The following is a 12,335-nucleotide window of genomic DNA, read 5'->3' as shown; positions in this document are numbered from 1 at the left end:
AAGGGTAGCAAGTAAAAGATCGCATGCGCCAGATCGTACATACGCCTTTAGGCGTAGCTAGTGGAAAAGGGCTACGCCCGAAAATGAAAAACCTCCGGCTAAGCCGGAGGATAATTATTATGTATATAATGATATTTATTAATAGAGAGCAATAAAAATAGTACCCTCAAAAAGAAGATACTTTTATTATCATTGATAAAATTAGATAAAAGGTATATAATATAAAACTATAATACCATATTAATTATATCATATCACAATCGGAGTTAAAAGTCAATACTTTTTTGAAGGGAAGTTTTAAAATGAAGAAAAATATCTCTATATTTAATAACAGTTTAATTGAAAAGGAAATAGAGAATGAGATATTGTCATGTAATGAAGTTACTAGCGAATATGGATTAAAGCTTACTAGAGAAGACGTTAAGGAATTAATTAAAACTAGAAACATAGCTCTTAAGAAAACCGGAAGAATAGAGTTTAATGGTGAGATTATAGATAAAATAATTTTGAAATTTTGCAAGTCACCATTTATTTCTCAATATAACTATAATGACACAATAAATGAATTGGTTGAAATTTTTTATAATTACAAAAACGAGATGTTAGATTATTTAAGTGATGATGAACTTATAGAAATAATGCAGGAGTTTTTTGATGGATATTGTCAAGGGTCATTAGAACTTTTAGAAGGAAAAATACTGTATAGAATTTCTGACAATATAAGAAATGGGGTTAGGGATTACAAAAATATTGATGGTGAAAAGGAATAATGTCTGTGTATAACAGTGAAAGTATAAAGAAATATAATCCTATCATTATAGAAAAATTAAGTAAAGATAAGTTTTTAAAAGACTTTTTGGAAAAATGTTATGAAAATAATTTATTAGATCATGAATTATTGCAACGTATTAATTATGAAAGAATGAAATTATTAAAGGAGCAATTAATTTATTATACGAATAATGAAAGCAGTTCTGTTATGGTAGAAGTAGCTGAGGAGATAATGGAATCAATAGATTTCGCTATTGGAATTTATTTAAAGAGTTTCAATGATATAGGAGTTATTATAGAAGAATTGCAACATGATAGCTTAGAGGATATTTTTAAGAAGGGAAAAAACTTTATTGATATTGAAGTAATAAAGTGCAAAAGTCTATTTGATAAAGTTAAAAATAATAAACTGAATATTACAAACTATTCTTATGATGATACAATTGATTATGGCCTTGGAGTATTTTTCAAGAAGTATGATAGCCGTTTTGCTGCACATGTTGCTCCATGTTCTGTGGACTATCAACTTTCCATCGATTTCATGGATTATATTGGTGTTGAATATATGAAAAATTATCTTACAGCACTGTGTGTAGAAAATACATTTTGTAGCTATTTTGATATAAATCTAATAAAAACACTTCTTAGAAGTTATGATGATCAGTGGGAAAGTTTACTTTTAAATATTTTTGAAATAGTTTTAACTAATGCAATAGCATTATCCATTGTAGGTAAAAATATAAAAGAACTAAATGTTACTGATATGGATAAAGAAATAATTATATCTAGGCTTCAGGGGTTATCATTAAGTGAGATAATAGATATTTTTATTTTTGAAGGAAGTAACTGTTGTGATTTATTGAAAATAAAAGATAAAAATATACGTTTATATATTAAAGAAACTTCTATAAAGATAGCAAAAGAAGTTACTTCAAGGTTAGAAAATAAGTCGTTAGATAAAATAATTATATCTTTTAAAGATATAAAAGAAAATATAAAGTATATTGATGGTAAAAAGGTTACTAATTCTATTTTTAAATCTATAACAGAAGAAATAAGAGATTGTATAATTATTAATGATAAAATTACATTGATAAAGGAAAACTTTAAAAGTATCTATGACTTAATAGATATGTTAGAAGCTGAATGTTTATTTTTTGATGAGTATAAAATGTATTTTAAAACTCTATCAGATATTGAAATTGCGCTTTTAATGAAAAATGCTTATGAAGACAGTGATAAAGTTTGGGTCAAAGAGTTGAAGGAATTTGTGTATTCTTTGGGTAGGGAAAAAGTAATGGAGATTGAAAGAATTAAAGATGAAATACAGTTATATTAGAAAGTTACGTCACGTATATTCTAAACTATGTTATATATTTTTTAGTGTAAATAATTCTATTTTCATATATAATTGTATTGTTAGAATTAGTGTTTTTAATTAAAGGAGTATAGGAAATTTTAAAATCTATCTAATAGAGGTGAGATTGATGAATTTAGTTGAGGATGATGATTTATATAATAAAGAAGAGATAATAAAATTACTTAAGTCAGAAGAGATAATAGAAAAGTTTAAAAGTGAAAATATAAATTCTGTTGTAGTATTTGGAAGTGTTCTAACAGAAGAGTTTGAAGATTATTCAGATGTTGATATTGCAATATTAAGTGAAAATAAGATTTCATTGAATAATATAATGGAATTGGAAGAGTCATTAAGTAGTATATTAAAAAGGGAAATAGATATTATTGATTTAAATAATGAAAATTTAAGTTTAAGGTTTAAAGTTTCTGTGTATGATAGTGGAATTGTAATATATAATGATAAATTAGATTTATATAGTAAGGATTATAATAAAACGGATATAATATATAAAAATAATGAGGAATTTAGATATTTTAGAGAAAGAGATGTGATTTATGATGAATAAGGAAAGATTATTTGAAATAATAAATAATTTAAAAGAAACATTATCTCTTTTAGATAAAGCTCTAGAAAAGCTTGAAATTGTTGAAGATGAAGATATAAAAGAACTTATTAAATCTTCAGTAAAGCAAAGTTTTTTAGAATATTTTATTTTAGTAGAAAGTTTTACATCTTTATGTTTGAAGGAATTAAAGCTTTATAAAATCAGTGATGATATGAATAAGTCGCTTAATAAACTGTACGAGAGTAAAATCATAACAGAAGATTTATATTTATTTTTAAATCAATATCGAAGATATAGAAATAGAATCGCGCATGTTTATAAACAACCATCCATAGAAGAAATAATAGAGTTTGTAAAACAAAATAGAGATAACATAAATGAAGTTTTAAATATAATGATAAATATGTACAAAGGTTAATAATATTACGTCACGTATATTCAAAAAATGCTTTTAGAGATATACGTGACGTATTTTTTAATATGACATATAGTAGTCAACTTTATCAATATATACTACTTACATAAGAAAAATTATGGAGGTTAGTATATGGATTATGAAATTGTAAATTTAGATGAAAAGATAGTGGTAGGTGTTTCAGCGGTTACAGGAAATGAAGATCCTGAAATGGAAACGACAATAGGAGCTCTTTGGAGTAAATTATATCAAGGAGGAATAAGTAGCTCTATTAAAAATAGGACTAATGAATATACTATTGGGCTTTATTCTGACTATAATGACAATAAATATACTGTTACTGTTGGACATGAGGTATCAAAAGATGACAATAAGGAGTTAGTAACAAAGTTTATTCCAAGTGGTAAATATGCGAAGTTTACTATTAAAGGGAATATGGTAACAGCGGTAGCAGAAGCTTGGAAAGAGATTTGGTCCATGAATTTAGATAGAGGTTTTACTGGAGATTTCGAGGAATATCTTAATAGTGATTTTGAAAATTCAAATATAAATATTTATATAGCATTGAAATAATGATGAGCAATTCATGGTTTAAGAGTGGGGAGTATATAGGTAAATTAAATATTAGTATCTGTTATACTTAAGTGGTGGTAGAAGTTAATGGTTAAGTACGATGGACACTTATGGGCTTGTCACCACTACTTAACTGTAACAGATGATGATATCAGAATAAACTATATAAGTTAGTAGAGGCTATATTATTAAATAAAAGAGTCCATGCACTATTTTATAAGCGATATAATTAGTTAAAGAATATTTGGAGGACAATCATGATAATAAGAGAAATTGAAGAAAGAGATAACGCTGAAGTTGAAAATCTTATAAGAACTTGTTTGATAGAAACAGAACATTATGCTTGTGATGTTTGGTATATAAAAGATTTGTAGAAGGAGAAGAAAAATAGTGATATCTAATGTAAATAATATAAAGTTGTACTATGAAAAAAGAGGAGAAGGTAGGCCACTAATTCTTCTTCATGGGAATGGAGAAAGTCATAAGATTTTTGATGAGGCAATTGAGATATTAGAAAAGAATTTTACGGTATATGCCATAGATTTAAGAGGTCATGGAGCAAGTGAAGATATTGAAGAATATCATTATTTAGATATGGTAGAAGATATAAAAGAATTTATATATACCGAAAAATTAGTGGAGCCAATTTTATATGGTTTTAGTGATGGTGGAATAATTGCTTTATTATTAGCATCGATGTATCCAAGGATGCTTTCTAGAATAATAATTAGTGGAGCCAACATACACCCTACCGGGTTAAAAAATATATGGATTATATTATTCAAAATAACATATTTGTTAAAGAAAGATCCTAAAGTAAAAATGATGTTAGAGGAGCCGAATATATCAAAAGAGATGTTAAACAGAATAGAAATTCCAACAGTAGTATTGGCGGGAGAGCGAGATGTAATAAAGGAAAAGCATACTAGATTAATAGCTAATAGTATAAAAAATAGCAAGCTTCAAATATTAAAAGGTGAAGATCATGGCAGTTATATAATTCATAGTGAAAAAGTTGCAGAGATTATTTTGATGAATACATAAAAAATTCATAGTTTTGACATTTGGTTGTAACAATTAAGTTATATATTAAAAGTACAACATATATAATACTTAAAAGGCTAAAAATCCTTTGCTAAATCAGTATTAAGGATAGCTGAAACTTGCTACAGCTATCCTTTTAACTATTTACAGGTTACACCTTTTTCTGTGATGATTCCAGAAATATCTGAAATTGATGCAAATTTATAAAATTCATCATAATTAAATTTTTCATCTTCAGAAACTAGATAACTTTTATGAGAACAATCTATTATAGTTTTTTTAGTATTTCCATCTTCGATATCTATAGTGCTTATAGCTTCAGTTTCCATATTAATTCCACATACTCCTATGAAGGACTTATCAAAAGTGAATTTTTCAATATATCTATTTGCGGCAGCGCCAACAATGGCACCGATACTCTTATTGAATTCTCCACCGATTAAAATTACTCTTATATTGCTACTTTGCTTAAGTTCTAAAACTATTTCTAGCATATTTGTTATAACAGTTAGACAAATATCTTTGTCTTTTAAAATTTTAGCTATTTCTAAGTTGTTTGTTGATACATCTAAAAAAATTACATCACCAGGTTCAATTAACTTAGAAGCACTAAGAGCGACTTTTCTTTTTTTATCCAAGTTTATATTTTTACGTTCATCAAGAGGTTTAATATCATTATGACTTCTTTGGATAATAGCGCCGCCATAGACTCTTTTTAGCTTTCCTCTACTTTCTAGTTCTCTTAAATCTTTTCTTATGCAGTCCTCAGTAACCTTAAATTTATCAGCTAGTGATTTAACTGTTACTCTTCCTTCAGATTCAATGCATTCTATTATTTTTTCATATCGTTCTTCTAAAAACAAGATACTCATCTCCATTAAGTAAATTAATAAGAATATTATATCATAAAGTTATTATTTTGTATTGTTTTATATTATTTTGTATTGAAGCTCTTGAACAAATACAATATACTTTAATTGAGATATGAAATTAGCGTAATAGGATAATGCCTAGCGAAATAATTTGCATATTAAATGTAGGAGCATTTAATGCTCCTTTTTATATATAGAAGTACAATATTATACTGTTTTCAGAAATTATTGACGTACTTATCAAAGTACGTTATTATTATAGTATATTAACATAAGGAGGTTGGATTGTGGCTAAAGTTACATTTAATAAAAGTGGAAGTGGAAGCGAGACAGGAAGACTTATTATTCCAGCTCTAATGTTAAAGATATTGGACATTAAGGATTCTAAAGAAGATGCTGATAGAAGGATTTCTATAACATATGTAGATAATAAGATAAAAATAAAAAAACAAAAAGATAAAGTAGATGATGATACACACAATAAAGCTTCATCGGTAGTAACTTTTTATAGCAGTGGGAAAAGTAGTAGAAGCGGAAAAGTTATTATTCCTGTAGATATGTTACAAAGGTTAAAAATAACTAGGGGAGATAACGAGGTTAATATTAACATTGAAAATGATGAGATTATAGTTTCTAAAAACTTGAAGAATGAAAAGTTAAGAGGGAAGGATGAGAGTATGAAAATAGTAAGTATATTTAACATTAAAGGCGGTGTAGCTAAGACAATTAGTTCAATAAACTTTGCGGCATGTTTAGCTGATAAGGGGAAAAAAGTTTTATTAGTAGATTTAGATAGCCAAGCTGACACAACTAAAATTTTTAAAGCTTATGATATAGATGATAAATCTGTTGAAGATGTATTACTTGAGAAGAATATGGACCCAAGAGATGCAATAAGACCAACAGAATATGAAAATTTAGATATAATTGCTTCTAATATAAAATTAGCTTTTGCAGAAAAGAAGATTTTATTAGATACAACTAGAAATCAACAAAATAGACTTAAGAAGGCATTAGATAAATTAAGAGATGAATATGATTATTGTATAATGGATTGTCCTCCAAACTTAAATATGATTACAATAAATGCATTAGTGGCATCTGATGAAGTACTTGTACCAATTAAGATTGATAAATTTGCTCTTGATGGTCTTGAATATTTATTAGAAAGTATACAAGAAATTAAAGATGAATTCAATCCGGGATTAGAGTTCGGTGGATGTTTTATAACTATGGATAAAGCTACAAGTGTAAATAAGTTAGTTAAGGATCAATTAAAGGGAATATTAGAAGACAAGTTATTTGACACAACTATAAGAGATAACGTAAAGGTAATCGAATCTACATTGGAAGAAAAACCAGTAATATATTATGCTAATAAATCTAATGCAAGTAAGGATTACAGAAATTTGGTTGAGGAGGTATTTTAGGAAATGGCGAAGAAAATAGGGATTTCAGCAGGAATGCTTAATAATATATCAAAGAGTGTAAAGAAGATAGATGAGATTGATACGAAAGCAAATTATAAGATAGAATACATAGCTTTAAAGGATTTAGTACCAAATCCTAAAAACTTTTATGAGCTAGTTAATATAGAAGAATTAGCAGAGGATATAAAACTTAATGGGCTTAATTCTAATCTTCTTGTTAGACCTATAGGTGATGAAGGAAAGTATGAATTAATAGGTGGACATAGAAGATATAGTGCATTATCAAAGTTAGTTAGTGAGGGTGAAAAGAAATTTAAGATAGTTCCATGCCAAGTTAGAAAGCTAAATGATATTGATACAGAAATAGCTCTTATTAATGATAATGCTCAAAATCGTGAACTAACTGAAGCAGAAAAGTTAAAACAGGTAGAAAGATTAACAGTTTTATATAAGGAAAAGAAGGCAAAAGGTGAGGCGGTTCCAGGAAGAATAAGAGAAAGAATTGCAGGAGATTTAGGATTATCATCAACTCAAGTAGGAAGATATGAAAAAATAAATAGAGGACTAATTCCTGAATTGAAAGAATTAATTGAGAGTCAAAAGTTAAGCATAAGTAATGGGGAATCATTTGCAGCATTAACTGAAGAATCTCAGAAGGAACTTGTAGATATTGTTAAAAGTAAGGATATAGAACTTACTAAAAAAGATGGTGAAGAGTTAAAGAAAAAGATGAAGGCTATGGAAGCTGCACAAAAAGAAAAAGAAGAAGAGATGCAAAAAAGAATTGATTCCATGAAAGCTGAATTTGAAAAACAAGTCGTTGAAAAAGATAATGAGATAAGAAGTCTTTCAGACGATAAAGAAAAGGAAAAAGAAAGTAGACAAGCTTTAGAAGTAGAAAGACAAGAGTTAGAAGCTAAGTTAAGAGCTGAAGAAGCTAGGGTACAAGCTGAAATAGAAAAAGCTATAAAAGAAGAAACAGAGAAGATTAAGAAAGAATTAAAAGATTCTAAATCAAAAGTAAAATCTAAAAAGAAGAAGTTAAATGATTCTGAGGAGGATTCAGAAGAGTACAAAGTAATAAGAGCTAATGAAGAAGTTATTACAAAAGTTAAGTCTATTATGGGGAAAATAGATCCGACTCTTGGTACTATTAAAAAATTACAAAACGAAGATATTGAAATAACTGAAGAAACTATGGAAGTTGTCAATAAATTAATTGATATAGTGGAAAACTTTACTGTAAGTATAAAAGAAATTTTAAAGAAATAATGTCTGTATCATGGAGGTTAGTATATGGAAACTTCACTCTTTAGTACTATAATGGCATGCATTAATATTATTTTAGTTATAGGTATAATTGCCTTAATAGGTTTTGTTTTATTTTTCATGATAAGAACTTTTAGAATTTATAAAAAGAATAAAATGAAAAAATAGATAATAAATCCTTGCATCAATTTTATAATGCAAGGATTTATTATTTTAAAATACACAAATACGTTTTTAGATATCAATGTTGTGATTTTGTATGTTTATTAAAGTCAATTAAATCAAATAGTATAGCAAGACCTAATAGTACTATAAGTATGGCTAAAGGCCAGAAAATTATGCTGCAAATTAAAAAGGTGCAGCCAATTAAGGTATTTCTTATTTTATCAAATAGAGAGTTTATATCGATATACCTCCTATATAGTAGAGAAATAAAAATAAGGCTCAGACTATAATTTTACATTTTGCTTTAATTAAACTATAATAAATGTATACATGCAGGTCAATTAAAGGTATGAAGTTTATATATTATAAATTGGAGGTTTTATGTTAAAGGGTATAAAGAAACAGAGTTTATTATTTTTATCATTATTAAAAAATATGGTTATGAACTAGGAGCTATTTCACTTACTGCTGCATTATCAAGGCTTTCTTGTTATGTATTTAGTGCTATTACCTCTAAATAAAGATATGTTCCTGATTAATGATGAAGGAAGGGCGGCTGAGGTTTTAGGGATTAATCCACTAATTTTTTATTTTGGCAGTGTTGTAATATACATATTAGGAATAATTATTGGAAAAAAATTCATTGTATGTGACAAAAAGAGGTATTGGAGAACTTTTGCAAACATATTGATACTTGATATTGATATTATATTAACAATGGTATAGAAATAATATAGTTTTTACTGATAAGGGAGGTTATTATGGAAAAGAGGAAGAGATTAGCTGGTGAAAAGGCAGTTGAATATATACAAAATAGGTACAGAAGAATAAGATATGTCTCTGTTTGAAATTAAGTATTTTATATGCTTGACGATGATTATTGAGTTGATGGCTAGTTATATAATATTAAGTACAACATATAGTGAATATAAGAAAAAGAGAATCAAGATTGGTAAAGTAATTTGTTGTTATACTGCAACGATTATAGTTTTTTTTGTTACATTAGCGATAGCAGTGTTTTTTTAATATAAAGTTTAGAAAGTCTTACATTAAAGTATTATGTAGGGCTTTTATTTATGGTGTAGTGTTGTAGGGATATTGTTTTTTGGAATATATCAATCCGTTATAGTTAAGTGGTGGCAAATGTATTTTATTGGGTTAATCTCCATAAGTTACGATGAATATTTTCTGTTAAAAAGGTCAAGAATTTAGAAAATATGTTTTGGAGGTTGCTTCGATGGACTATTTAGGGTTATTAACAGAAAAATCTAAATATTATTCAATATTAACTCAAATTAACAATATGATGAGAGATGTTAATATTATTGATAGTAAGAGTTGTCCATATTGCCAAAGTGGAAAATTGATAAAATATGGAAGGGTAAAAAGTAATAATGCTCAGATCTTTTATTGTAAAGATTGTAAGAAAAGATTTGTAGAAACAATAGGAACACCATTTTATCGTAGTAAGAAGGATGATAAAGCATGGAAGAAGTACTTTGAACATATGTGGATTGGATATAACATAAGGGAATGCGCTAAAATGATGGATATAGGACATGTTACTGCATTTTTTTGGAGACATAAAATACTTAAATATTATCTTAAATTTTTTAAAAGAAAAAAGTTGGATAGTGAGGCTGAAGTGCAAGTTAAAACTTACAAACAAAATTCTAAAAAGGAGAAAGAATCAGCAATAGAAAGTATTAACAGTACGGTGTTTAATTTAAAATTAGGAGAGAAGTTCTACTTTTTCTTTACTAAAGATAAAGATGGAAATATAGAGTTTTTACCTTTTGATAAGTATCCTTTGGTAAGGAGAACACTAAAGGAGAATTTATCTATAGTTTTTAGCAATATGAAGAAAGTGGCTATTCAAGGTAATAATGTTATAAATGCTTATGCAAAGAAGTTTGTGAGTAAAGTAGAAAGGGTACCATTAAATTCAGAACTCATTTTTTATACACGAGAGATGAAGGAGTGGCTGCGGGGATTTTGGGGGATATCTTTTAGATATATACGTAATTATTTCAATTGGTTTAGAATTTACTATATTAATGATCAATCTTATATAAATACAAGACAATATTACTATAAGACATTTAGAGAACTTATTAGTGAAAAACAGCTTGTGTAAACAATTGAAAATAAACAAATTATTACAAATAATGTCACAAAACACCACTTATCTATAACAGATGACGATATTGCATTTATTAGTAATCATATTCACCTCAAATTTATAATAATACTTAAAAATATTTCAATAAATATAAATTACTTTCTAATATGTACGATAGTTAAAGATATAAGTTTGTTTTGAAGGAAGTGGTTAAGTGAAAAAGTGTTATCATAAAAGAGGGTCGGCATTGATGCTAGTATTGATATTATCAATGGCAACGTTATTAATTCTTATGAGCATATCTAGTTATATTGTAAGCATAAATAGGAATAATGAACGATATGATAAAAGTAATGATATATATAAGTTCTAAAAAACAATCTACATTGATAAGAAACTTATGTTAGAAGTTGTTTATCTTATTTCATTTAATGATGTAGATTTTCAAATAAAAAATATATAGATATAGCAAGTAAATCTGCTTTAAATATCGCAAAGTCGGAATTATTACGATATATAGATAGTAATTACGATATATAGATAGTAATAATGGGAAAATATTTTCTATTGATGAATTAAAAGCAGATTATGACTTAACCGATAAAGTAAGAAATATAATGAAAGAAGATGACTTAAATTATAATGTTAAAGCAGTTTTAGATAAAGATAACTCTACATACAATATTGTTGCAATAGTTACAGATAAATTTGGTTCATCATCGCAGGAAAGTCAAAAAATAGTTATTGATATGAATCCAATATTGGATGTAGCTAGACTTATACCTAGATTTAATATAGTATCTTGTTTAGGGGATGGTGTACCTTCAGTAAAAGTGTCAACAAGTACAAGTGCAGGGAAGCCATCATCAATAAAAACAGATATTTGGTATGTGGAGTCTTTAGAAACAGATTTAAATAACATGAACTATATTGGTATATACAATAATAAATATGGTCAAGATTTTGTTAATAGCTTTAAAAAGGGAGATCCAACTGTTGAGATAAAAGAGATACAAGATTCTAAAAGAGGAGAATGTACTAATGATCTTGAGGCATTAATTGATAATATTGATGATAGTGAAGAAATTTATGCACAAGATGGATCTGGAGATATAATAGGTTATAGGAAAAAGATCGATGATATTAATGTTATACTTATAAATGTAAATTTTAATTTGAATAGGGAATATGCAAATTCACATACATTTAAAAGAACTATAATTTATGCTACAGATAGTATTAATCTTGATATACAAGATTTGAGAATGGATGGATCATCGTTTATAGCAGGGGAAAGTATAAATCTTAAATTGAGGTCATTTAAGCAATTGTCATATATAAAGTATGATAATGTATCAGAAATTCAAAAATTCATTAGAGAGTATGTATATGAATAGTAACGTATATTAATGATAAATATGAATACATTTATCACCATTTGATATTGCTGAGAATATGGATATTTGTGATTTAACACTACTTAAATATAACAGATATTAATATAAGAATTTACTATATAACCACATTTTAAAATTATAAAAGACGAGCTAGCATTTACAAATTATAAATGCTAGCTCGTTATTTAATTAATGACACATTGATTTCGACCATTTTTCTTAGCCTCATATAAGTAAGCGTCAAAGTTTTGGTACCTTTTATCAATTAAAAAAATATATTAAAATATCCCGGTAGGGCGATTTAAAGCCCTATCGGGATTTATTTATTTCTTGATTTTGACTTTTAGATTGT

The 12,335-nt window shown here is 26.9% G+C and carries 14 protein-coding genes; 13 read left to right on the top strand and 1 reads right to left on the bottom strand.

The annotated features are described in order from the left end of the window. The first annotated feature begins 302 nt into the window (after window positions 1–302). The 6 genes from KQI30_RS15465 (at window position 303) to KQI30_RS15440 (ending at window position 4,728) form a co-directional block, all read left to right on the top strand. Entirely contained in the window at window positions 303–770 is a 468-nt protein-coding gene (locus tag KQI30_RS15465) for a DUF6323 family protein (RefSeq protein ID WP_216464246.1), read from the top strand. A gap of 5 nt (window positions 771–775) precedes the next feature. Beyond that, entirely contained in the window at window positions 776–2,110 is a 1,335-nt protein-coding gene (locus tag KQI30_RS15460; protein WP_216464245.1) for a DUF6179 domain-containing protein, read from the top strand. 148 nt (window positions 2,111–2,258) lie between these two features. Further along, window positions 2,259–2,696 carry a type VII toxin-antitoxin system MntA family adenylyltransferase antitoxin gene (gene mntA / locus KQI30_RS15455; RefSeq protein ID WP_044040127.1) on the top strand — a complete coding sequence of 146 codons (438 nt, stop codon included), beginning with the start codon at window positions 2,259–2,261 and terminating at the stop codon, window positions 2,694–2,696. Continuing rightward, complete coding sequence (locus KQI30_RS15450) at window positions 2,686–3,114, top strand: HepT-like ribonuclease domain-containing protein (protein ID WP_216464244.1); 429 nt, start codon at window positions 2,686–2,688, stop codon at window positions 3,112–3,114. The genes mntA and KQI30_RS15450 overlap by 11 nt, the downstream gene beginning before the upstream one ends. 129 nt (window positions 3,115–3,243) lie before the next feature. After that, entirely contained in the window at window positions 3,244–3,684 is a 441-nt protein-coding gene (locus tag KQI30_RS15445; RefSeq protein ID WP_216464243.1) for a GyrI-like domain-containing protein, read from the top strand. 390 nt (window positions 3,685–4,074) lie between these two features. Continuing rightward, complete coding sequence (locus KQI30_RS15440; protein WP_216464242.1) at window positions 4,075–4,728, top strand: alpha/beta fold hydrolase; 654 nt, start codon at window positions 4,075–4,077, stop codon at window positions 4,726–4,728. Between the two features lie 140 nt (window positions 4,729–4,868). On the opposite strand, the gene KQI30_RS15435 is transcribed toward KQI30_RS15440, so the two are convergent. Continuing rightward, the gene (locus KQI30_RS15435; RefSeq protein ID WP_216464241.1) at window positions 4,869–5,591 is read right to left on the bottom strand and encodes a DeoR/GlpR family DNA-binding transcription regulator; all 723 of its coding nucleotides are present in this window, start codon (window positions 5,589–5,591) and stop codon (window positions 4,869–4,871) included. Between the two features lie 296 nt (window positions 5,592–5,887). Here KQI30_RS15435 and KQI30_RS15430 point away from each other — a divergent pair, with 296 nt between their 5' ends. The 7 genes from KQI30_RS15430 (at window position 5,888) to KQI30_RS15400 (ending at window position 11,983) form a co-directional block, all read left to right on the top strand. Beyond that, window positions 5,888–7,030: an AAA family ATPase gene (locus KQI30_RS15430; RefSeq protein ID WP_294344724.1), complete on the top strand. Its 1,143-nt coding sequence runs from the start codon at window positions 5,888–5,890 to the stop codon at window positions 7,028–7,030. Between the two features lie 3 nt (window positions 7,031–7,033). Then, window positions 7,034–8,302, top strand: coding sequence for a ParB/RepB/Spo0J family partition protein (locus KQI30_RS15425; protein WP_216464240.1), 1,269 nt, complete (start codon window positions 7,034–7,036; stop codon window positions 8,300–8,302). A gap of 24 nt (window positions 8,303–8,326) precedes the next feature. Then, on the top strand, window positions 8,327–8,467 hold the full coding sequence (locus KQI30_RS15420; RefSeq protein ID WP_216464239.1) for a hypothetical protein: 141 nt from the start codon (window positions 8,327–8,329) through the stop codon (window positions 8,465–8,467). A gap of 489 nt (window positions 8,468–8,956) precedes the next feature. Beyond that, window positions 8,957–9,190 (top strand): hypothetical protein, encoded by a 234-nt coding sequence (locus tag KQI30_RS15415; protein WP_216464238.1) that lies wholly within the window; start codon window positions 8,957–8,959, stop codon window positions 9,188–9,190. A 511-nt stretch (window positions 9,191–9,701) separates the two neighbouring features. Next, the gene (locus tag KQI30_RS15410) at window positions 9,702–10,601 is read left to right on the top strand and encodes a transposase-like zinc-binding domain-containing protein (RefSeq protein WP_216464237.1); all 900 of its coding nucleotides are present in this window, start codon (window positions 9,702–9,704) and stop codon (window positions 10,599–10,601) included. A gap of 199 nt (window positions 10,602–10,800) precedes the next feature. Continuing rightward, entirely contained in the window at window positions 10,801–10,959 is a 159-nt protein-coding gene (locus tag KQI30_RS15405; RefSeq protein ID WP_216464236.1) for a hypothetical protein, read from the top strand. Window positions 10,960–11,203: 244 nt separating this feature from the next. Further along, window positions 11,204–11,983 carry a hypothetical protein gene (locus KQI30_RS15400; protein ID WP_216464235.1) on the top strand — a complete coding sequence of 260 codons (780 nt, stop codon included), beginning with the start codon at window positions 11,204–11,206 and terminating at the stop codon, window positions 11,981–11,983. Window positions 11,984–12,335 lie beyond the last annotated feature (352 nt).

Origin of the sequence: Clostridium bornimense (assembly GCF_018917145.1) — a bacterium.
GTDB classification, from domain to species: domain Bacteria; phylum Bacillota; class Clostridia; order Clostridiales; family Clostridiaceae; genus Clostridium_AN; species Clostridium_AN bornimense_A.
The sequence above is the reverse complement of the archived record's forward strand: the minus strand, read 5'-3'. Positions and strand labels throughout refer to the sequence as shown.